This is a genomic window from Haloarchaeobius salinus, from assembly GCF_024464185.1.
Classification (GTDB): domain Archaea; phylum Halobacteriota; class Halobacteria; order Halobacteriales; family Natrialbaceae; genus Haloarchaeobius; species Haloarchaeobius salinus.
In genome coordinates this window covers 145,426-167,308 of record NZ_JANHAU010000006.1, presented here as the reverse complement: position 1 = coordinate 167,308, position 21,883 = coordinate 145,426, and the positions used below count along the sequence as shown (strand labels likewise).

Below are 21,883 nucleotides of genomic sequence, written 5' to 3'. Positions count from 1 at the left end.
CCCCCTTACACCTCGAAGTTGACTGCGTCCGCGTCCGTCTCGACCTCCTCGTCGGCGGTCTGTTCCGCGGTCTCGGCCACGTCCTGCACGTCGCCGACGGTGTCCTCGACCATCGACGCCAGGTCCGTCGCGGAGGTCTGGTCGATCTTCTCGTCGATGTCGCCGACGCCGCCGAGCTTCGTCGCCAGTGTCCCCATGTTCTCGACGATGTTCGTCGCGTCGTTCGGGAACTCCCGCTTCTGGACGGCGACCACCCGGATCTCCTGTTCCTTCGTCACCAGCGCCTCCTTCGCGGAGTTCAGCATGGAGATCTGGTGGGCCAGCTCGGACGTGCCAGCTTCGACGGTCTCGAGCAGGTTCTCCTGGTCGACCTCCTTCATCTGCTTGTGGTAGATGAACTGGCGCTTGAGCTGGTTGTAGCGGTTGCGCTCGCTCTCGTCCAGCTGTGAGGGGTCGTCCGGCACGCCCGGGCCGTCACCGATGGCCTTCAGCTCCTGGGCCGTCTCCTGGATGCGCTCGTCGATCCGGTTCGACCCGGTGTCGATCTCGTCCATCTTGTCCTCCAGCTTGTCCTTCGCCCGCTCGACGCGGTCCATCGTCTCGTCGATCTTGTCGACGCAGGCCTCGATGCCGGCCGCCCAGTTCAGCGCGGCCCGCCCCGAGAGCTCGTCGTCGCGCGGGTCCTGGAGGAGCACGACGTCGTTGCCGTCGAATCGGAGGATGTCCTGGTCCTCGAAGTACTCGAGCAGTGCGTCGGCCTGGCGCTCGCTGGAGACGACCTTGCCGTACTCGTCCTCCGCCGCCGCGAGCGTCTCGACGGCGGTCTGCCGGTCGATGCGGCCGTTGCCCTCCTCCAGGTTCATCTCCCCGAGGAGGTCCCCCTTGATGATGGCCCGCACGGCACGCTCCCATTCGCCCTCTACGTCGTCTCCGTTGGTCCAGTCCGCCTCCATGCGGACCATCTCGTCGGTCTCGTTCACCGGGTTCGCGATGACGTAGTCGACGCCATCGACGGTCGTGGTCTCGAACGTGTACTTTCGTGGCATTGTCTGAGATACTGCTGGCTGGTTAGCTGTCGACGCCACCGAACTCCTGCTCCGCGACGACGTCTGCGTACCGCTCCGCGACGGCGTCCCTGACGTGCCGGTTCACCGACGGGTCGTTGCTCACCTGCATCTCCTCGACGTGCTCGGTCGCCGCCTCCTCGAACTCCGTCGGCGACGCCGGCAGCACGTCGCGTTCGGACTTCACGTCGGTCAGCACCCGTCGGGCCTCGCCGTCGACGTAGGAGTCGAACTCGTCGCGCATCACCACCATCTCGCGTCCCACCTCCAGGTCAAGCCGGTCGGCGAGGGCGTCCTGTGTCGCCTCGACGATCTCCTCCTGCATCCCGTGGGCCTGCGAGAGCACGTCGAACCTGGCCTCGATCTCGGAGCGGACGACCCCCGGGAACTCCGGGGTGGGGACGAGGTACTGCGAGCCCTCGAAGTGGGACTCGACAGCGTCCTCGGTCTCGCTGGCGACGTAGCGCGCGAACTCGTCGAGCGCGCTCTTGACGAGGTACTCGCCGTCGAGGTCGACGACGAACCCCTCCTGCTCGAGGTAGCGGATAACGTCGGTCGTCGCCGCCACGTCGATGACCTTCTCGAGGTCGCTGTGGCTGATCTTCCCCCGCGCTGCCTTGCGTTCGAGCTGGGAGTCCAGCCCGACGTTGCCCGCGTGCTCCTTGAGGCGCGGCCCGATGGTGTAGTAGTCGCGCTCGCCCGCCGTGATGCGCGCCACGAGGTCGCGGGACTCCAGTTCGCTCGCGAAGTAGTCCACGTCGTCGATGGCCAGGTCGAACCGCGACCGGAGCGTCTCCGACGTGATCACGATCCGCTGGCTGAACACGCTCGTCAGTTCGTTCGTGACCGCGTCCGAACTCCCCACGCTGAACGTGTCGACGTAGTAGACGCCGTCACGGATCTGCTCCAGATCGGAGAACTCGTCCTCGGTGAGGTCACGGAGCGCCTTCTTGAGGTCCGACGTGGACAGGTTTCGGGCGTTGAGCGTGCCGGTGTCTGCGCTCTCGTATCGGTTCTGGATGGTCCCCCGCTTGTCCGTCACGTACAGAAATCCGTAGTTCGCCATCGCGACGGACCGACAGATGTCTTCGAGGGCGTCGGTGTCGACCGGCAGCAGTGACATACACACGTCTATACCTATCTGCGACAAAATACTTCGGGCCGTGCGCTCCCCCTCGCGGGGGCGGTTCTCCGCTCAGAACTCGGTGCCCTTGCGGGCGCGCTGGCCGGCCTCGATTGGATGGCGCTCCTTCCGGACGTTCGTCACGAGGTCGGCCACGTCGTCAAGCCAGTCCGGTCGCTCGTGCCCGCCGGTCAGCACGAGTTCGAGGTCGGCGGGTTTCTCCTCGACGAGTGCGAGGACCTCGTCCGCGTCGAGCAACCCTCGGTTCGCCGCATAGAGCACCTCGTCGAGCACGAGCATGTGGACACCGTCCGTCGGGTCGCCGTCGAGGTCGAGCGGCGCGGTCAGGTCGGCGTCGTCACAGCCGTCCAGAATCTCCCGGGTCCGCGCCCACCCTCCCGCCGCCTGCGCAGCGTGCTCGTCGTCGTCCGTGCCGTCCGCGAACCGGTGCCAGCCGTAGTGGCCGGTGTTCTCGTAGGAGAGCCCCGGCATGGCGTCGATGGCGTTGTACTCGCCGCGGACGTCCTCGACGCTGTCCGCGCCGCCCTTCATGAACTGCAGCACGTGGACGCGGTAGCCGTGGCCCGCGGCCCGGAACGCCATGCCGAGCGCCGCGGTCGTCTTCCCCTTCCCGTCGCCCCAGAACGCCTGGACGAGGCCGAACTCATCGGGTGCCGACGGCTCGATGGGCCCCGAAGCGGGTCGTCGCGCGTCGCCGGTCTGCTCGCTGTCGGTCATCGTGACGGCCTACGGTGCGTCCGACCTTGAATCGCCCAGTTCGACGGCGTCGCCGACGTGGAGCACGTTGCCCCACGACGCCTCCGGAATCCGGGTGTTGACCATCACCCGGAAGTAGTGGTCGAACCAGTCGCGGTCGGCCCACTCGGGCAGCGTCGCCTCCCGCCGTTCGACGAACGTCGCCTGGAAGTCGGCCGTCTCGGCACCGGTGTCGGGGTCCCGCGTCGGAACGACGCAGCGCTGGCAGGGCTGGACGCCCTCGAACTCGACGTCACCGATGGTGAACTGCCGGACGGAGCCGCGGTCGGCGTACAGCCGGTCCTCCCAGAACGCCTCGCCGGCCTCGACGACGACGTTCGGGCGGAGTCGGCGGAGCATCTCCGCGGTGTCGATACCGTCGTACCAGCCGGCCATCTCGGCGGCCGTCTCGCGGGCGATGACCGTCGGTCCGTCGGCCGCCGTATCGTCCGGCATCCCGCCGGAGGCGTCGCGGACGACGCTGACCGGATAGTCGAGGAAGTCGCTCAGCCAGGCGTTCAGCGCGCCGCGTTCGGCGTCCATGCTGAAGGTCGCCCAGTCGTCGTCGCGGTGCTCGCGGACCGACAGCTCGCGGCGCTCGGGGTCGTACCGCGACCGGATGCGGTGGAGCGCGGGCTCTCGCTTGCCGTTGACGAACTCGCGCTCCTCGTCGACGATGGCGTACTCGCGGTCGTGCCGGAGCGCGCCGTTGTTGACGTCGACTGCGTCGAGTGAGAGCGGGTCGAGCGACTTGACGGGGTAGACGCGGAGGCTCGCGACGGTCGGCATACCAGTCGATTGGGGACGGGGGGCGTCAACGGTTGTGGTTCCCGCGACCGGTTCCGACCCACCGATTTATCTCGGCGGTGGGCGAAGGCCGGGCCATGGCGACGGTCGAGGTCGACGGACACGACATCCGGTACGTCGAGGCGGGCGAGGGACCACCACTCCTGTTGCTCCACGGCGGCATCATCGACGCCGGCCCGGTCTCGTGGGGCGAGGTGATCGAGCCGCTGTCGGAGACGTTCACCGTCTACGCACCGGACCTGCTCGGCTACGGCGACAGCGACGTCCCGGACGTCGACTACACAATCGACCGGCACGCCCGGACGATGGCGGGATTCTGCGACGAACTCGGCATCGAGGACCCGTCGGTCTGCGGGCTCTCGCTGGGCGGTGCGGTCGCGCTGGGTCTCGCGCTGGACACCGACGTCGAGGTCCACCGGCTCGTCGCGACGAGCTGCTTCGGGCTCGGCACCGAACTCCCGCGTGGAACGTTCTCGTACGTGCTCTCCCGGCTACCGTTCCTCAACCGGATCGCGGTCGCGCTGTTCCGGCGGAGTCGCGGGTTCACGAAGGCGAGCCTCGGCGGTATCGTCCACGACACGGATACGCTCTCTGAGGAGTGCGTCGACGCGGTCTGGGAGTACGCCCGCAAACCCAACGCCTGCGTCGCGTTCCGGAACTTCCGGAGACACGAGATGACGCGGGAGGGCTACGTGACGAACTTCACGCCGCGGCTCGACGCGCTCGACACCCCGACGCTGTTCGTCCACGGGCGACACGACGAGGTGGTCCCGGTCGAACTCGCCGGGCGGGCGGCTGAACGGGCACCGGACGCCGAGCTGACGGTGCTGGAGGACTGCGCGCACTGGCCGCCGCGGGAGGACCCGGACCGGATGGTCGAGCTGCTGACCGAGTTCTGCGCCGGGACGACCGGCTGAGCCGTCTGCGGACCGACCCGACGGCAACCCAACCCAGGTGGCCGTTAGTGCAAAGCTACTTGTCATCGACAGCCCAAGCTCCGACGATGGCCCCCGACGCCGACCCAGAGGAGGAACTGAGCGTCCTCCAGAGCAAGCGCAACGCGACGCGCTACCAGATACTCTCGGAGATCGCGGAGCGCCAGCCCGCGGTCAGCCAGCAGGAGATCGCGGACGAGATCGGTGTCACGGCACAGGCGGTGAGCGACTACCTCCAGGACCTCGTCGAGCGCGACTACGTCCGCAAGCTCGGACGCGGCCGCTACGAGGTCAGCAAGGAGGGCGTGGACTGGCTCATCTCGCGCACCGAGGACCTCCGCGAGTACGTCACCCACGTCTCCGAGGAGGTCATCGGGCAGGTCGACGCCGAGACCGCCGTCGCGGACGACGACATCGAGGAGGGACTGACGGTGACGATGTCGATGCGCGACGGCGTCATGCGGGCCGCGACCGACGGTGACGGCAGTGCGACGGCCGTGGCGGTCACGAGCGCCGACCCCGGCCAGGACGTGGGTGTGACGGACTTCGAGGGCGTGCTCGACTACGAGCTCGGGACGGTGACCGTCGTCTCGGTACCGCGGGTCGCCAAGGGCGGCTCGTCGGCCGTCGACCCGGCCGCTCTCGCGGACCACGCCGGCACCCACGACCTGCTCGCTGTGTCGGGCACGGAGTCGCTGGTGGCCTGCTCCGAGGCCGACCTCGAACCGGACATCCGCTTCGGGACCGCCGAAGCCGTCACCGAGGCGGCGACGAAGGGCCTGACCGTGCTGCTGGTGGTCGTCACGGACGAACTCTCGCGGCACACCGACCGGCTCCGCGACGGCAACATCGGCTACGAGGTCGTGGACGCCGCCGACCTCTGAGGACGACGACCGCCCACGGAGATTACTGCAGTGTATCCGACAGAGGGGGACGCCACACCGGTGCTCATATCGGTATATTTAAGTGAAGGTCCAATCTACGATTTGACACCTCAATCCCGACTCTCGACCGGGAACGGGGTGCCCACTGACGATGACCCGCTCGACGTTCACCATCTCGGCGTTCGCCACCGCGGTCACTGGCGAGGCCGCCAACCCCGGCGTGGAGGGTTCCTCCGCCGCCGGCTGCCAGCGCGGCGCTGGGGATGGTGAACCGAGCGATCCGGGGAATCCGAAGGGGTATCCCGCCGTTCGGTTCGTCTCTGCCGGCGCCGCGTGACGGTCTGACGCGGCTCGGCGGTGTTTCTGCCGACTTCCACGGCTCCTAGGCACCGCCGCTCGCGCCGGCAGTCGGGTTCTCCGGACCGAACTGGTTCCATCCCGACCCACCGGCGGGGTCGCCGCTTCACCTCGACCGCAGCGCCACCACACGAACCGAGCACCGACTGTAGCGTCCGCTCGCACCACGTGGTGTGACCGACGCTACCGCAGCACACGACCGCCCGTGCGGCTCACGACACGGGCACCACCCTCGCGGACGGCGACCACCGACCTCGCGTCGGCCACCGCGTTCGACTCGCGGCGGGGGCGTATGGCACAGGCCAGTCTCGGCCGAGAGACCGAAGCGACAGTCCACCTGCGCGTCCGCGTCCCCGACGGTGCACCCGGCGACCTGCTCGCCGGTGCGGCGACCGTCGTCGCACGCATCGACGCGCTGGACGACGTCGACGTCGAGGAGATCACGGGCATCACGCCCAACCTCAACGCCATCGTCGTCGACGTCCGTGCGACCGTCACGCTTCGCTCCGCGGCCCCCGACGACAGCACCGTTCGAGCCGACCTGGAGGACGGCACCGGCATCGAGGCCGTCCACGAGGTCGCGCTCGCGAACAGGACCGCGGCCACGGCGTAACGCCGCCGCCCGGTCCCCCAGACCGCCTCCCCGCGGTCACCTCCAGCGATTGCAGACGCCGTCCCCGCCGACGACGGCCCTCACGACCGACCGCGACGACGGTCCGGCACCGTCAGGCCGCCGCGACCGTGCCTGCCATCCCACCGTTCGTCGCCTCCTGCGGGCGGTTCCGCCGCTCGCGTTCCATCCACCGGTAGCGTCAAGTCCGGCCCGCGCGAGGACGGAGTAGGACCGAACTGGGGCCGGCGGGGAACCAACTACCCCATGATTTATTATTTATCCGTCCGAACGGGAGTCCATGGCAGACGAAGATGACCTTCGCGAGCAGATGATCGACGCCTTCGGTGGCGCTGACTACCCAATCTCCAGCCCGATGGACCTCGTTCCGGCGCTCCCGAACGGCCCGGGAACCCGGTTCGAGTCCGGCGACTTCTCGATGACCGCGATGGAGCTCCAGACCAAGCTGCCGGGCGGCGACTTCCCGTACGACGACGTGGAGTCGTTCGTCGACGACATCATGGAGAACCTCAAGGACGCCGGCCACCTCGACTGAGCGGCTCCCGAGTCGATTCTTTCGGTAGTGCGACTGCTCCCGACAGCGCCGGGGACGACCGACTTTTCCCGGCCCCACTCGAACGGAGCCCATGGTCACGCAGGTCGCCCCCGACACCCACGCCCTCGACGCCCGGATGATGGACACCCCGGGTGCGATGTCGCCCTACGTCGTCGATGCCGCCGAACCGGTCGTCGTCGACCCCGGTCCAGCCGCCGGTGTCGAGTACGTCATCGAGGGGCTCGACGAGGCCGGCGTCGACCCCGACGAGGTCGGCCACATCCTCCCGACGCACGTCCACCTCGACCACGCCGGCGCGACGGGCGCGCTCGCCGAGCACTGCCCGAACGCCACCGTGGTCGTCCACGAGCGCGGCGTCGACTACCTCACCGACGAGGCGAAGCGGGACCGGCTGTACGAGAGCGCCCGCGCCGCCGTCGGCGACGAGGTGGCGGCGGGCTACGGCCGCCCCGAGCTCGTGGACCGCGACCGGTGTCGTGTCGTCTCTGACGGCGAGTCGGTCGACTGCGGCGACCGGTCGCTGGAGCTGGTCCACGCGCCGGGGCACGCACCCCACCAGGTCGCCGTGCTCGACGACCGGACGGGCGCGCTGTTCGCCGGCGACGCCGCCGGCATGCACCTGTTCGGCGAGCTGCTCCCGACGACGCCCGCGCCCGACTTCGACCTCGAACTGAGCCTCGAGACCGTCGCCCGACTTCGGGAGCTCGACGCCGAGACGCTCTGCTACGGCCACTTCGGGGCGCGCGACGACCCCGACGACGCGCTGGCGGCCTACACCGACCTCCTGCCCGAGTGGGTCGCCGCGGTCGAGGACGCCGTCGAGCGACACGGCGACCACGACGACATCGTCGCCGAGCTCTCGAACGAGTGGGCGTCGCCGACCATCGAGCGGGACGTGGTCGGGGTCCTGCAGACCCTGTGACTGACCCCCACGACGGCCCAACCGACTTTACGTCCCCGTCCATCGGTCCAGCCATGTACGTCGTCCTGACCAGCATCCCCATCGTCCCCGAGCGACGGGCGGAGGCACTCGACCTGTGCGACGAACTCGCCGAGCGGAGCCGTTCGGAACCCGGTGTGCTCTCCTACCACGCGGCGACCGACATCGGCGACCCGAACGTCGTCCGATTCGTCGAGCGGTACGAAGACGCGGCGTCGGCGGAGGCACACATCGAGACGGACCACTACGAGCGGTTCGTCGACCGCCTTCCCGAGTTCGTCGACGGGGAGATGGAGACGACGCAGTTCGCCGTCGACGGCGACGTTCACACCGCGAGCTTCGGCGTCGAGGCCCTCGACTGACGTTCCCACCCCGCGGGAGTCGTGCGACATTTTAAGCGGCTGACGGGTGAGGGTTCAGATATGGTCGACAGAATCCTGGTCCCCTTCGACGAGTCCGAACAGGCACGGACGGCACTGGAGCACGCGCTGACGACCCACCCGGACGCCGAGGTCGTCGTCCTGAACGTCATCGACCTGATGGAGGCGGGGTACAGCGCCCCGTTCGACGGCGGCCTCCCCGGCTACTGGGAGGAGTGGTACGAGCAGGAGGAGCAGGCGGCCGAGGAGCTGCTCGCCCGGGCCCAGGAGATCGCCGACGAGTACGACGCCGAACTGGAGACGGAGGTCGTCGTCGGCCGACCGGCCCGCTCCATCAACGAGTACGCCGACGAGAACGACATCGACCAGATACTCATCGGCAGCCACGGACGTACGGGCGTCAGCCGCATCCTGCTCGGCAGCGTCGCCGAGGCCGTCGTCCGACGTGCCCACTGCCCGGTGACGGTCGTCCGCTGATGTTCCCGCTCCGCGGGGCGTGGGACCACGACGACGTGGCCGCGTTCCTGGACGACGCCCGGATACCCGTCAGGCTCGCCTGTCGCACGCCGAAGGGCGGGCTCTGGATGCTGTCGCTCTGGTTCGAGTACGACCCCGAGGCGGGCCAGCTGGCCTGCGCGACGGCCGCGTCGGCCGACGTGGTGCGCTACCTCCGCGAGGACGACACCGTCGCGTTCGAGATCTCGACGAACCGACCGCCGTACCGCGGCATCCGCGGGCAGGGAATCGCGGCCGTCGGGCCCGACGAGGAGAAGGCGCTGCTGCGTCGCCTCCTCGACCGCTACCTCGGCGGCACCGACTCCGACCTCGCGCGGAACCTGCTCGACCCCGACCGCGAGGAGGTCCGCATCGCGGTCGACGTGACGAAGGCGTACACCTGGGACTTCTCCGACCGGATGCCGAGCGAGGCCGCGGCCGACGCCGAGTGACCGCTCGGACACGGTTTTACTCCCCCGCCCCGTAGCACCGGCCATGACCGACCTGCTGGCCGACGACGCCCTCCCGTCGACGCTGACCCGGGCGCGCTTCGAGCGGCTCGACGGCCTCGTGGCGACGGCCGACGACGACCGCGACCGCCGCGCCGTCACCGAGGTGTTCACCGGTGGGACCGCTGCGACCGTGACCGAGTGCGAGCCCGCGGACGTCGAGTACGCCGTCGAGCGGGCCGCCGCGGCGCAGGAACGCTGGGCCGACCGCTCGCCCGAGGAGCGCGCCGCCGTCGTGAAACGCCTCCACGACATCGTCCTCGACCGTCAGGACGAGCTGCTCGACCTCGCCCAGCTCGAGAGCGGCAAGTCCCGCGCCCACGCCTTCGAGGAGGTGCTCGACGTGGCACTCACGAGCCGCTACTACGGCTACCGCGCTCCGGAGATGCTCGCGACCGAGCGACGCGATGCCGCCGTCCCCCTGCTCTCCTCGACGGCCGAGGTCGTCCACCATCCGGTCGGCGTCGTCGGCGTCATCGCACCCTGGAACTACCCCATCACGCTCGCCATCTCCGACGCGCTCCCCGCGCTGCTCGCCGGGAACGCCGTCGTGCTGAAGCCCGCGGAGACGACGCCGTACACCGCGCTGGCGCTCGTCGAACTCCTGCGCGAGGCGGGCCTCCCCCACGACCTCGTGCAGGTCGTCACCGGCGACGGCGGGGAACTCGGGCCTGCGCTGGTCGACTCGGTGGACTACGTCAGCTTCACCGGCTCGACCGCCACGGGCCGCGAGGTCGCCGCCGCCGCGGGCCGCAACCTCGTGGACTGCTCCCTCGAACTCGGCGGGAAGAACTCGGTCGTGGTGCTCGACGACGCCGACCTCGACGAGGCCGTCGAGGGGGTCGTCGGCGCGTGCTTCACGAACGCCGGCCAGCTCTGCATCGGCACCGAGCGCGTCTTCGTCGACGAGTCGCTGTACGACGAGTTCCGCTCGCGGTTCGTCGCCGCCGTCTCCGACCTCTCGCTCGGGGCGGGCTACCGGTACGGTGTGGACGTTGGCTCGCTCGCCTCGGCAGACCAGCTCGAGACCGTGGAGGCACACGTCGCCGACGCCCGCGAACGGGGTGCGACGGTCCACGTCGGCGGCGACCACCGGCCCGACCTCGGCCCGTACTTCTACGAGCCCACGGTCCTCACCGGCCTGCCTGACGACGCCCGGGCCGCCTGCGAGGAGACGTTCGGCCCGGTCGTGAGCGTCGCACCGGTCTCCGGCGAGCGCGAGGCCATCGAGCGGACGAACGACACCGACTACGGGCTCAACGCGAGCGTCTGGACGACCGACCGCGACCGCGGACGGGCCGTCGCCCGGGCCATCGACACCGGGACGGTCACCATCAACGGCGGCTACCTCGAGACCTGGGCGGCCATCGACGCACCGATGGGCGGCCGGAAGGACTCGGGAATCGGTCGTCGCCACGGCGAGGAGGGGCTCATGCGGTACACGGAGTCACAGACCATCGCGGCGAGGAACTACCCGGTCACCCCGCCCCTCGGCGTCCCGTCCGAGTGGTACGCCCGGGCGCTTTCGGCCTCGCTCCGGCTCTGGCGGAAGGTGCCGTTCCTGCGGTAATCAGAGGTCGTCGAACCTGGCGTACCACGCCCGCGACTCGACCGGCTGGTCGTCCCCGCCGCCGTCACCGTCGTCCCCGAGCCGGTCCTCGCCATCACCGGACGCGAGCGCGGCGAAGCAGACGAGCGCGAGGAGCAGCAGGGCGAGCGCGCCGACCGCCCGCCACCTCGGCACGTCGACGGCCAGCGTGGCGGCTCCGATGAACTCGACGCCGAGCGTCGTGAGGAGGACGGCCACGGCACCGACGGCGAGCACGCCGGCGGCGTGGATGACCTCGCCCCGGCGCGTCTCGGCCGCGCGGCCGACCTCCCGACCGACCAGCGACGCGTTCACCGAGAGGTCCCACGTCGCCAGCGCGGCGGCCACGCCGACGAACACGACGGGTGCCGGTGCGTCGCCGAAGCCGGCCGCGATGCTGGCGAGGAGCAACAGCCCCGCACCGGCCGTCGGGCCGCCGTCGGGTGCCGCGGTCGACTCGTCCCACACCAGGAACATGACCACCGGCAGCGAGACGAGGACGGCACACAGCGCGACGACGACGAGCGCGAGGAACGTCGTCCCCATGCCGTAGGTGCCGAAGGAGACGTCGAGCACCGAGCCGTCCGCCACGAGCCGGTCGACCGGCCACCGGGCCGGCGGGAGCGCCGTCAGGACGCCGACGAGCACCGAGACCACGACACCACCGGCGGCGTAGCCGAGCGTCTTCGGCGGCTCCCGACCGATCCAGCCGACGACGACTCGCTGGCCGAGCCGGGCGACGACGACACTCCCGAACAGGAGGATGCCGGCACCGAGCAACGCGTGTGGCACCCACCACCCGAGGAACCGCGCCACGACCGTCCCGAAGGGGCCGGCCTGGACCAGCAGGCGCGCGAACAGGGCCTGGCCCGTACCGGTCATCGCCAGCAGGAACTGGAGCCCGAGCAGGACGTACACGCCGGTCGGCACGTCGCCGACGCGGACGCCGAGCTCGCGGAGCGCGGTCCCGCGGCGGTCGAACCGTCGGCGGGGGAGCCAGCCGTCGACGACCGCCAGCGCGCGCTCGACGAGCACCGCGAGCAGGAGCACCTCCAGCTGGAGTACGACGAAGCTGACCAGCGGGCCCGTGCCGACGAGTGCGCCGTAGCCCGCGATGGTCACGACGGCGGCCGACCGGAACAATGCCACGTGGACCCCGGCCAGCACGACCGTGCCGGCGACGACCACCACGAGCGACCGCGAGAGCACACCGCCGAGCGACCGGACGAGCCCCTCGTCGATGCCGACGGTGCCCGAGAGGCCGAGCAGCAGCACGGAGAGCGTTCCGAACGTCGTGACGCCGGCCGCCGCGAGCGACGGCTTGTACGCACCCATGGCGGCCACGACACCGAGGATTCCGAAGACGAACCAGATGCTCCCGACCGCTCGCGACCGGCTCCCGTCCTCGGTGACGCGGCGCGCACCGTGAACCAGTGCCCCGGCACCGAGCAGACCGAGCAACAGCTCCGGGCCCTGCCCGAGCAGGCCGGGTCCGGTCCCGAGTCCGAGCAGGAGGACGGCGACGCCTGCGACGGCGAGCGCCAGCCGGCTGGTGAACCGTGCCGGCCCGTCGTCGAACTCGTACGGCGTCATCGCTGCCACCTCCGCGTGGCCCGTTCGATGGCGGCGTACAGCGGCTCGTCCGGCGACCACTCGACGACGTCCGTCGTCCGGTTCCGGAGCGCCGAGACGCGGCCCTGCCGCTGGATGGCAGCGAGGCCGCCCCCTGGCGTCTCGGTAGCGGTCACGTCCGGCGAGACGACCCGGAGCGCGTGGCCGGACGCCCGGAGTCGTTTCAACAGTTCGAGCGGTGCGTCGTCGAGCAGCGGCGAGACGAACACCACCTGCGCACCGTTGGGGATTCGGCGACGGAGCCAGTCGACGCGCCAGCCGCCGTCGGTGGCAGCCAGCCCGCCCGAGTCGGTGTCGCCGGAGGACGGCGCGGGGTCGTCTCCGTCCGGGTCGTCGCGCCCGGGGTCCGTCGCGCTCCCGGTCCCGCGGACCGGGATTGAGGTCGCCGACTGCACGTCGAGGTTGTTCCGGATGCGTGCCGCCTGCGCGTCGCCGGTGCCGGGGCGCAGGTAGCCGAGCGAACTGCCGTACTGTGCGAGGCCGACGCGGTTGCCGGCGTCGAGCAGGTGCCCCGCGATCCGGCCGGCGGCGTAGGTGCCGAGTTCGACGCCGTCGGGTTCCTCGGCACGACGGGAGACACGTGCCTCGCGGCGCGTGTCGACCACGACGACGACGGTCGCCGCCTGGTCGGTCCGGAACTCGACGGTGCGGAGCTCGCCGCTGCGGGCGAACTCGCGCCAGTCGATGCGGTTCATCGGGTCCGAGTGATGGTACTGGCGGATGGAGTGGAACTCGATGCCCGACCCCGTCGAGTCGGTCTCGACGCGACCGGGGTACGGGATGGTCTGGTCGGCGAGGTGCATGTCCTCCACCGGGGCGTGACACGAGAGGCGGCTCTGCAGGGAGACGGTCTCCGTGACCTCGACGCCACCGCTGACGTTCCGCGCGATGGCGGTCGGATCGCCGAACTCGTGGACGCCGCGCCGGACCTTCACCGAGTAGGTGAACGACTCGCTCTCGTCCGGCTGGAGGCCGGTCATGTGCCGTGGCGAGCCGTCGACGACGCCGAGCGTCTCGGGGACGCCGTCGATTATCCGCAGGTCGGCGAGCGGTTCGTCCGCGGCGTTGCGGACGGTGATCGTCACCTCGACCTCGTCGCCGGGCATCGGGGACGTGTCGGCGAGCGTGCGCTCGACGTCCAGGTCGAGCGTCGGCGGCCGGCTCGCGAAGCCGTACACCGCGTAGCAGAGGCCGATGGCGGCCGCGCTGAACACGACCGTGTTCTGGACGAGCAGCCCCAGCGTCCCCGTGACGAGGGCGACGGTGAGGCCGACGTTCCAGCGGCCGGTGTCCCGCCGCGTCATTCGGTCTCGACCTCCTCGATGTCGGCTCTCGCGACGATCTCGTCGACGGTGTGTTCGACGTGGCGGTCGTACGCCTCGCCGGACAGCCAGTCGTAGAACTGCATCTTGAGGGATGGTTCGGGTGCGGTCTCGTCGCCGAGGAAGCTGCCGGCCCGGGGGTCGTCCGTCCAGGTGCCGGCCTCGAGCATCGCCGCGGCTTCGTCGCGGCTGCAGTTCTCCCGTCGGGCGAGCACGTCGATGGCGGCCGTCCGGATCTCGTCCTCGACGCGCTCGCGGTCGCGGGCCTTCCACCACTCGGACGGACCGGGGTCGTGGAGGGTCCCGTCGACCTTCTCGATGGTCGCGTCGAGATCGTGGCCGGTCGCGCCGACCGAGTTGTAGTTCGCCGCCTCGGGCACGCCGACCGACGGCGGCTCCGTGGCGGCGTCGTCTCGCTCCCGGACGATGCGGACGACGCCGAGGACGGCGGCGGTGACGGCGAGCAGCACGATGGTGGTGCCGTTGGCGACCGTCGTCACCGGACCGCGCAGCGCGTCGAGCGGCATCGGGAGGAACGCGAGCCCCAGCGCGCCGACGAGCGACGCGGTCCCGACGACGGTCAGCGCCCGGCGGACGGAGATGCCGAACCCGGCGAGGACGCGGGGTATCATCCGTCGCCCTCCAGACGCTCCCGTATCTCGGCGAGCGCCTCGCGTGCCGTGCGTTTCCGGTCGTCGGTCCGGGGGTAGCGGCCGTAGCGGACGTCACGGAACACGGCCGTCAGTCGTTCGACGGCGGACCGCGGGAGACCGCCGTCGACGGCCGCGCGGGCGACCTCGGCTGGGGTCTTCGACTCGGGGCGACGGAGCGGTACGTAGCCGGCCATCGCCTCCCAGGCCTCGTCGATGCTGACCGGGCCCGATTCGGCTGCCTCCTCGTCGTCGGTGTCTCCTGCTCGCGCGCCGTCGCGCGGGTCGGCGGGCTTGTCGTCGCCGCGGGAGAGCCAGTCCCGGGCCGAGATGCCGGCGGTCAGCGAGGAGAGGCCGAGCGAGAGCGATCCCAGCCCGCTCACGAGTCCGTGGGGGATCGCGGCGAGGCCCCTGCCGAGGGCGGATGGGATGGCGACGAACGCCGTCCCGATGCCAGACGCGAGCTCGTCGAGGCCGGCGAAGACGCCGCCGACCGTGCGCCCGAGGCCGTCGAGCACCCGCGGGGCTGAGGCCGTCAGCCCGACGAGGACGGACATCGTCCCCTGCGGAATCGCGAGGAACGAGGCCCGGATCCGGAACGTCGGCAGCATCGGGAGGTCGACGACGTATCCGTCGAAGTCGTCGGTTCGTTCGCGTTCGACCTCGGCGACGAGCCCGAGGACGCCGACGGCAGCGAGCAGGAAGACGAACAGCACGACGAGTTGGGTGAGGAACGACGAGACCGGGAAGCCGCCGCCGAGGTCCGGGCCGGAGTCGCCGGTCGCGGGGTCCGGTCGCTCCGTGGTCCGGGTCGTCTCGGGTGCCTCGGTCGTGCGCGGCGTCCCGGTCGGTGTCGCCGTCGTCTCCGACGTGGCTGTTCCGACGTCGACAGGTTCGTCGGCGTCGGGCGATGCTGTCGGGTTCGACGGTCCGGCGGCGTCACCCCCGACGGAGCCGGGGTACGTCCCGTACCCCGACGCCGGGAACAGCGACGCCGCGAGGAGGACCGTCAGGACGGAGAGCACGACGAGGACCGCGCGATTCAGGTCGTAACCCACACGTACGAAGAAATGTCCAATCGTTTAAATATATTACCATTCAACCGTCCCCTCCCGGTCCGAAATAATCGGTGTGCAGCGTCCCCTCCCATCAGTTCACGAATATTTTTGTTTCCGCGGGAACGAACTGGCACTGATGGAACGTGACCCCGCCCTCACGTGGCGCATCCTCCTCGCCCTCCTGGCGATACTCGTCGTCGATGTCGTCCTCGTCGCGGCCGCCGCCTACCTCGTCGCCCCCTGGCTCGCGCCGCTTCAGGTGTCGGTCGCCAACGCGGTCGGGCTCTCGGGCACCTCGCCGCTCGTGTGGGGGGCCGTCGTCGTCCTGCCGGTCGCGCTCGCGTTCGGCTGGGCGCAGCTCCGCTACAGCCGGCGCGAGCTGCTCGACGAGGTCGACGCCCCCCTGGATTCCGGCGACGAGTACCCCGACGTGCAGGGTCGCCTCCAGCGCCTCGCCGTCGGCGCGGACATGGCGGCCCCCTCGCTCGCGGTCGCACGGACGGACGTACCCAACAGCTTCGCCGTCGGCGGCGTGACCGACGGCACGGTCGTCGTCAGCACCGGCCTGCTCGACGCGCTCTCCGACGACGAGCTCGACGCCGTGCTCGCCCACGAGCTCGCACACCTCCGCAACCGCGACGCGGTCGTGCTGACGCTCGCGTCGTTCGTCCCCGCCCTCATCAGCGACGACTTCAGTCCCTTCGGCTCGCGGGCGGCGAGTACGGCGGTCTGGGTCGGGGTCGTCGTGGCCGCGTACGTCCTCTCGGCCCCGTTCATCGGAGCACCGCCGTTCACCCTCGGCTACACGGTCTCGTTCGCGTTCGCGGTGCTCGTGACCGCCGTCCTCGGCGGCATCTTCCTGGGTATCGCCGGCGCGGTCGTGCTCGGCCTGAGCCAGCACCTCTCGACCTACCGGGAGTACGTCGCGGACCGCTCGGGGGCCATCCTGGCGGGCCAGCCCACCGCGATGGCGACCGCGCTCCGGACGCTCGACCGGTCCGTCGAAACCCCGACCGCCGACAAGCGCAGCCAGTACGCCGGTGTCGCCGGCCTCTGTTTCCTCCCGCACGGCTTCTCGACCGGCGACGAGCCCGAAGACGGGACCCAGTTCACCGTGGAGACCCGCTCGCACCCCGCGACCGAGCAGCGCATCGAGCGCCTCCAGCAGCTCGAGCGAGAGGAGTTCTGAAGGGACCGGCGTTCAGGTCGACAGCAGGTCCGCGCCGCCGGTGATACCGATGACCTGTCCCGTCACGTACCGGGCCTGCTCGCTGGCGAGGTAGCACACCATCGGAGCCACGTCGTCCTCCCGGCCCAGCTCGCCCATCGGCGTCGCCTGCCGCACCCGCTCGAACGACGGCTGGAACTGCTCCAGCGTCTCCGGGTCCATCTCCGCCAGCTCCTTCACGACGATGCTCGGCGCGAGCACGTTCGACGTGACGCCGTCGGTCGCCCCCTCCAGCGCGAGCGTCTTCCCGAAACCCACCAGCCCGGACTTCGTCGTCGAGTACGACAGCTGGCCGAAGCTCCCGTGCGTGCCCGCGATGGACGCCATCGTGATGACCCGGCCCCAGCCGCGTTCGCGCATCGCCGGGAAGATCTCCTTCGTGATGTTGTACGCGCCGGTGAGGTTCAGCTCCACGTCGCGGTCCCACAGCTCGTCCGGGAAGTCGCCCGTCCGCGAGACGGCGTCGACGAACCCGGCGTTGTTGACGAGGATGTCGACGCCACCCGTCGCCTCGCGCACCTCCGCGACGCTCTCGCGCACGTCCTCGCGGTCGGTCAGGTCGCAGGTGACCGCCATCGCGTCGCCGCCGTCGTCCTCGATCTCCGAGACGACGCGCTCCGCGCCGTCTTCGTCCACGTCGAGGACCACGACTTCGGCCCCCTCCTGTGCGAGGTGCCGCGCGTCCTCGCTGCCGAGACGGCCCGCACCACCCGTGATCAGTGCTGTCCTGTCGTCGAGTCCGAGATCCATGCGCCCGGAAACGGACCCGGGATTGTTAGTTGTTCGCATCGGTCACGACCTGTTCCGGTAGCTGAACCCGTGATTAGTCGTGGGACTGGTGGTCGCGAGACCGTTCGGAAAGCCCCACCTGTCATGGGAATCACTCGAACTCAGAACGCGTCCAGCGTCGCGTCGACCATCGTCCGCTGGAGGTTCGCGGGCTCGGGCGCGGGGAAGGTCACGACGGGGGGTCGTCCGGTGGTCCCGGCGACTGCGTCGTCGAGTTCGGCGAACAGGCGGTCGGTGGCCACGTCGTCGCGGTCGACGCCGGTGACGGTGCACCAGGCCTTCGTCCGGGTCAGCGCGACGAACGCCTCGTTCCGGCGCTGGACCAGGTCGGCCGACCGACTGCCGTCGGAGACGGTGTCGAGGCCGACGACGTACACCTGGGCGGCCTGGTTCCCCTTCGCGCGGTTGACACGCGAGATGGTGACCGCGCCCTGGCGGTCGAACACGTCGGGGTCGCTCTCCCAGACGAGGTTCGGGTCGATATCACGGCGGCGGAGTCTGTCGGCGAGCGACTCGCCCCAGTCCCGCGAGTCGTGGACGGGTCCGAGGACGACGACCGCGATGCGCTCGGGGGCGAGCCGGTGCCTGGTCACGTCGCGCTCGATGGCATCGGCGACGGCGTCCAGTTCCGCCCCGCGGTCGTCGAACGTCTCGGTGACGACGAAGGGTCGCGCGGCGTCGACACCCGAGAGCGGGTGTGGCGAGTGCTCGGCGGGCCGGCGGAGGGTGACCGGCGAGCCGTACTGCCGGAAGTCGCCCTCGACCTCGTAGCCGATGTCCTCCCAGCCGGACTGGGTGGTGAGCGCCTGGACCGCGCCGCCGTCGCGGAGGAGTCCCATCCCGAACACGTGCGCGAGCATGAGCACGGGTCGAGGTGTGCGGTACGCCGTCCGCATCACCTCGCTCTTCTGCACCCCGCCCTCGTACGTGCCCTGGAGGTCGACCCGAGGTGTGCCGTCGGGCTCGGTGCCGAACAGGTCGGTCGGACGCGGGGCCGACAGCGTCTGGAGGCTCTGGGCCTCGTCGTACGCCCAGACCAGCCGCTTCGGCGGTCTGAGCGCGGCGTACGCGAGCCGGAAGAGGGGTGGCTCGAAGTCCTGCGCCTCGTCGACGAGGATGGCGTCGTACCGCTCCGGAATCGGGCCCGCGTCCAGCACCTCGTCACAGCACTGGGCGAGCAGGTCGCCGTCGTCGCGGTCGAACGCCGAGCGCGCGTCGTCGAATGTCCGGGGCTCGACGCCGGCGGCCTGGGCGACCTCGTAGTAGAGCCCGCGCCGGGTCCGGCCGCCCCAGCCGTGCAGCACCTGCAGGCGGTCCCAGTCCGGCTCCGACCCGGCGTAGTGCTCGTGGTAGCGTCTGATGGTCTCGATGACCGTCGGGTAGAGCGAGCGCGTCTGGAACGTGACGACGACGCGCCAGTCGGGGTGCCGGGCGTGCATCTGGGCGGCCTTCTGTGCGAGCAGTACCGACTTGCCGGAGCCGGCGATGCCCCGGATCTGCTGTGGCCCGTCGGGAACCTGCAGGCCGATCGCCTCCTGCTTCGCGTCGAGTCGCTTCAGCCCGCCCGCGACGTGCTCGTACAGTTCGGCCTTCGTACTCGCGTCCTCGGGTGACGGTCCATCTCCGGTCTCGGGCCGCGACTCGCCGCTGATTGGCTGGCCGCCGCTCAACACCGCCCGTGCCGCCCCGTACGTCGCCGAGTCCAGCGGCTCGCCGGCCGTCCGCTCCAGGCGCTCGCGCAGCGACCCCGGCGTCAGCTCGCTCGCCGTCAGCACCGGCGGGGCCGACGGGACCGAGCCGAAGCGGTCGTCCCAGGCGTCGCGTTCGACGTTCGGGAGCGCGACGAGGAAGTTCGCCGGCACGGCCGGGTTCCCCCGGTCGTCCGTCAGGGCTGGCTCGTCGTCGAGGTGGTTCAACAGGCGGAAGCCGTGGTCCCGGGCCTGCGTGTACGGCGTCGCGGTCGACTGCCGGGTGCCCTGCAGTCGCCAGCGGTCGCCCTCGATGGCGGCGACGTGGTCCAGCCGGTAGCCCTTGCACTCGATCACGACCAGCCCGAACGCCTCGTGTAGCAGGACGAAGTCGGCCTCCCGGTCGAACGCGTCGCGCCCGGGGGAGACGATGGGGTAGCGCCAGTAGGCGACACCGCGGTCGCCGGGACCGAACGCACGCGTGACCGCCCGCCAGACCGTCCGCTCCGCGTCGACGCCGGCGTGGTCGCCCCCCTCGCCGGACGCGATGAACTCCATGCCGGCGAACTGGTTCCGGCCCGGGCATAAGCGTGTCGGGGGGCCGCCTGTCACGCCAGACGATATTCTACCGGGAAGCCTTTGCGAGCACTCGTAGAACACGTTCGGGATGGCGAAAACGCAAGCGGACGGTCGAAAACGGTAGTCTAGCGGTGCGAGATTGTAAAACCCTTAAGTGGGCGAGGGAGCACCAGACGGTTGCGACGCGGCGTGTAGCGTCGGAGGCACCACTCCCCCAACTCCCCCCACCCCCTCGGTGCCCCGGTGGGTCGCGCACGTCGAGTCGTTTTCCTACTCCAGCGGCTCCGGGAGCGCCTCTGCCACCGCCTCGTCGAGCATCCCCGACTCCACGAGCGCCGCGGCCCGGTCCATCTCCGGGGCGAGCTCCCGGTCGGCGTCCAGCGGGTCGACCAGCTCCCGGACCGCGTCGTAGGCTGCTCCCGTCCCCGCGCCGGGGACGAGATCGTCGTCCACGAACTCCATGGCCTGCGCGCCACAGAGGAGCTCGACGCCGACGACGGCCGTCGCGTCGTCGACCGCGGTACGAGCGTGGTGTGCGGCCTGTGCCGACATGCTCACGTGGTCCTCCTGTCCACCGGAGACGGGCGTGTTGTCGGTCGCGCTCCGCCCGAGCGACCGGCACTCGTTGACCAGCGAGGCCGCGGTGTACTGGGCGATCATGTAGCCCGAACGCAGGCCGCTCTCGGCGGTGAGGAACGGCGGGAGGTGGGGCTCCTGCAGGTTCGGGTTCACCATGCGGTCGACGCGGCGCTCGCAGATGGCCGCGAGGTCGGTCATGGCGGCGGTCAGGTAGTCGAGCCGGTGGGCCAGCGGTGCGCCGTGGAAGTTCCCGCCCGAGAGCACCGCGGCCGTCTCGGTGCCCGAGGCGCGGGCGTGGGTCGCGTCCGCGTCGAACACCAGCGGGTTGTCGGTCGCACTGTTCAGCTCGGTCTCGACGGCCTCGCGGAGGTGGGCGACCGCGTCGCGGACGGCACCGTGGACCTGCGGAAGACACCGGATGCTGTAGGCGTCCTGCACGCGGTCGCAGTTCCGGTGTGACTCGACGATCTCCGAGTCGTCACAGCAGCGGCGGACGTTCCGGGCGCTCTCCGCCTGCCCGTCGTGCGGGCGGACCGCCTGGATCACCGGCGCACAGCTCGCGGTCGTCCCCATCGTCACCTCGGTCGTGAGCGCCCCCGCCACGTCGGCGGCGCGGACGACGCGCTCGGCGTCGACGACCGCCAGCGCGGCCTTCCCGACCGTGAGCTGGGTCCCGTTGATGAGCGCGAGTCCCTCCTTGGCCTCGAGCGTGAGCGGTTCGAGGCCGGCCGCCGCCAGGGCTTCGTCGCCGGGCAGGCGCTCGCCGTCGCGGTCGGCTTCGCCCTCGCCGAGCAGGACCAGTGCCATGTGCGCCAGCGGGGCCAGGTCGCCGCTCGCACCGAGGCTCCCACGCGAGCGGACGACCGGGTGTACCCCCTCGTTCAGCATCGTCACGAGGTGGTCGACGACCGTCTCGCGGACGCCCGAGTTACCCTTGACCAGCGCGTTGACGCGCGTCACGAGCATCGCGCGGACCTCCTCTCGTGTGCACTCGCGCCCCGAACCGGCGGCGTGGCTCCGGAGCAGGTTCGTCTGGAGGTCGACCACGCGCTCCGGCGGGATGCGCTCGTTGACGAGCTCGCCGAACCCCGTGTTGAGGCCGTACACCGCCTCGCCGGACTCGAGCACGTCCTCGACCCGCTCGCGTGCCGTGCGCACCCGCTCCCGGGCGTCGTCGGCGACCGCGACCGGCTCGTCCTCGCGCACTACCGCCGCCACGTCGGCCGGCGTCAGCGTCTCGCTGTCCAGCGTGACGGTCACGCGTGGTCACCCGCCGTCCGTCCGGTATCGAGCCCTCGGTCCTCGTTCATACCACGGACAACGACGGCCAGCC

At 70.7% G+C, this 21,883-nt stretch carries 22 protein-coding genes; 11 read left to right on the top strand and 11 right to left on the bottom strand.

The window, feature by feature from the left end; genetic code table 11:
- Nucleotides 1-5: 5 nt before the first annotated feature.
- From NO345_RS17440 to NO345_RS17425, 4 genes are all read right to left on the bottom strand, one after another.
- Nucleotides 6-1,046 carry a hypothetical protein gene (locus tag NO345_RS17440; RefSeq protein WP_256301378.1) on the bottom strand — a complete coding sequence of 347 codons (1,041 nt, stop codon included), beginning with the start codon at nt 1,044-1,046 and terminating at the stop codon, nt 6-8.
- Nucleotides 1,047-1,068: 22 nt separating this feature from the next.
- A complete protein-coding gene (locus tag NO345_RS17435; protein ID WP_256301376.1) occupies nt 1,069-2,187 on the bottom strand; it encodes a hypothetical protein in 1,119 nt (372 codons plus the stop codon).
- A 72-nt stretch (nt 2,188-2,259) separates the two neighbouring features.
- On the bottom strand, nt 2,260-2,925 hold the full coding sequence (locus tag NO345_RS17430) for a cob(I)yrinic acid a,c-diamide adenosyltransferase (protein WP_256301374.1): 666 nt from the start codon (nt 2,923-2,925) through the stop codon (nt 2,260-2,262).
- A gap of 9 nt (nt 2,926-2,934) precedes the next feature.
- Nucleotides 2,935-3,732, bottom strand: a complete 798-nt coding sequence (locus tag NO345_RS17425; protein WP_256301372.1) for an MOSC domain-containing protein — start codon at nt 3,730-3,732, stop codon at nt 2,935-2,937.
- 95 nt (nt 3,733-3,827) lie between these two features.
- Between NO345_RS17425 and NO345_RS17420 the strand changes: the two genes are divergently transcribed.
- From NO345_RS17420 to NO345_RS17375, 10 genes are all read left to right on the top strand, one after another.
- Nucleotides 3,828-4,667 (top strand): alpha/beta fold hydrolase, encoded by an 840-nt coding sequence (locus tag NO345_RS17420; RefSeq protein WP_256301370.1) that lies wholly within the window; start codon nt 3,828-3,830, stop codon nt 4,665-4,667.
- A gap of 86 nt (nt 4,668-4,753) precedes the next feature.
- Nucleotides 4,754-5,569, top strand: coding sequence for a DUF7839 domain-containing protein (locus NO345_RS17415; RefSeq protein WP_256301368.1), 816 nt, complete (start codon nt 4,754-4,756; stop codon nt 5,567-5,569).
- 151 nt (nt 5,570-5,720) lie between these two features.
- Nucleotides 5,721-5,906: a hypothetical protein gene (locus NO345_RS17410; RefSeq protein WP_256301366.1), complete on the top strand. Its 186-nt coding sequence runs from the start codon at nt 5,721-5,723 to the stop codon at nt 5,904-5,906.
- 312 nt (nt 5,907-6,218) lie between these two features.
- Complete coding sequence (locus NO345_RS17405) at nt 6,219-6,539, top strand: hypothetical protein (RefSeq protein WP_256301364.1); 321 nt, start codon at nt 6,219-6,221, stop codon at nt 6,537-6,539.
- A 298-nt stretch (nt 6,540-6,837) separates the two neighbouring features.
- Complete coding sequence (locus tag NO345_RS17400) at nt 6,838-7,092, top strand: MTH865 family protein (RefSeq protein ID WP_256301362.1); 255 nt, start codon at nt 6,838-6,840, stop codon at nt 7,090-7,092.
- 91 nt (nt 7,093-7,183) lie between these two features.
- On the top strand, nt 7,184-8,035 hold the full coding sequence (locus tag NO345_RS17395) for an MBL fold metallo-hydrolase (RefSeq protein WP_256301361.1): 852 nt from the start codon (nt 7,184-7,186) through the stop codon (nt 8,033-8,035).
- A 53-nt stretch (nt 8,036-8,088) separates the two neighbouring features.
- Entirely contained in the window at nt 8,089-8,415 is a 327-nt protein-coding gene (locus tag NO345_RS17390) for a putative quinol monooxygenase (protein ID WP_256301359.1), read from the top strand.
- A gap of 60 nt (nt 8,416-8,475) precedes the next feature.
- Nucleotides 8,476-8,910, top strand: coding sequence for a universal stress protein (locus NO345_RS17385; RefSeq protein ID WP_256301357.1), 435 nt, complete (start codon nt 8,476-8,478; stop codon nt 8,908-8,910).
- Complete coding sequence (locus NO345_RS17380; RefSeq protein ID WP_256301355.1) at nt 8,910-9,380, top strand: pyridoxamine 5'-phosphate oxidase family protein; 471 nt, start codon at nt 8,910-8,912, stop codon at nt 9,378-9,380. Before NO345_RS17385 ends, NO345_RS17380 begins: the two co-directional genes overlap by 1 nt.
- A 43-nt stretch (nt 9,381-9,423) precedes the next feature.
- Entirely contained in the window at nt 9,424-11,007 is a 1,584-nt protein-coding gene (locus NO345_RS17375) for a succinic semialdehyde dehydrogenase (protein ID WP_256301353.1), read from the top strand.
- On the opposite strand, the gene NO345_RS17370 is transcribed toward NO345_RS17375, so the two are convergent.
- Genes NO345_RS17370 through NO345_RS19890 form a run of 4 tightly spaced genes read right to left on the bottom strand, consistent with a single transcriptional unit; the run spans nt 11,008 to nt 15,687 of the window.
- Complete coding sequence (locus NO345_RS17370; RefSeq protein WP_256301351.1) at nt 11,008-12,618, bottom strand: DUF7519 family protein; 1,611 nt, start codon at nt 12,616-12,618, stop codon at nt 11,008-11,010.
- Nucleotides 12,615-13,961 carry a DUF58 domain-containing protein gene (locus NO345_RS17365; protein WP_256301349.1) on the bottom strand — a complete coding sequence of 449 codons (1,347 nt, stop codon included), beginning with the start codon at nt 13,959-13,961 and terminating at the stop codon, nt 12,615-12,617. Before NO345_RS17365 ends, NO345_RS17370 begins: the two co-directional genes overlap by 4 nt.
- Nucleotides 13,958-14,611: a DUF7269 family protein gene (locus NO345_RS17360; RefSeq protein ID WP_256301347.1), complete on the bottom strand. Its 654-nt coding sequence runs from the start codon at nt 14,609-14,611 to the stop codon at nt 13,958-13,960. The genes NO345_RS17365 and NO345_RS17360 overlap by 4 nt, the downstream gene beginning before the upstream one ends.
- Nucleotides 14,608-15,687, bottom strand: coding sequence for a DUF4129 domain-containing protein (locus NO345_RS19890; RefSeq protein ID WP_256301346.1), 1,080 nt, complete (start codon nt 15,685-15,687; stop codon nt 14,608-14,610). The genes NO345_RS17360 and NO345_RS19890 overlap by 4 nt, the downstream gene beginning before the upstream one ends.
- 136 nt (nt 15,688-15,823) lie before the next feature.
- On the opposite strand from NO345_RS19890, the gene NO345_RS17350 reads away from it, so the two are divergent.
- A complete protein-coding gene (locus NO345_RS17350; protein WP_256301344.1) occupies nt 15,824-16,876 on the top strand; it encodes a M48 family metalloprotease in 1,053 nt (350 codons plus the stop codon).
- Nucleotides 16,877-16,888: 12 nt separating this feature from the next.
- Here the strand turns inward: NO345_RS17350 and NO345_RS17345 are convergent, their stop codons facing one another.
- The 3 genes from NO345_RS17345 to hutH form a co-directional block, all read right to left on the bottom strand.
- On the bottom strand, nt 16,889-17,665 hold the full coding sequence (locus tag NO345_RS17345) for an SDR family NAD(P)-dependent oxidoreductase (RefSeq protein WP_256301342.1): 777 nt from the start codon (nt 17,663-17,665) through the stop codon (nt 16,889-16,891).
- 140 nt (nt 17,666-17,805) lie between these two features.
- Nucleotides 17,806-19,950 carry an NERD domain-containing protein gene (locus tag NO345_RS17340; RefSeq protein ID WP_256301340.1) on the bottom strand — a complete coding sequence of 715 codons (2,145 nt, stop codon included), beginning with the start codon at nt 19,948-19,950 and terminating at the stop codon, nt 17,806-17,808.
- 291 nt (nt 19,951-20,241) lie between these two features.
- Nucleotides 20,242-21,810 (bottom strand): histidine ammonia-lyase, encoded by a 1,569-nt coding sequence (gene hutH / locus NO345_RS17335; RefSeq protein ID WP_256301339.1) that lies wholly within the window; start codon nt 21,808-21,810, stop codon nt 20,242-20,244.
- Nucleotides 21,811-21,883 lie beyond the last annotated feature (73 nt).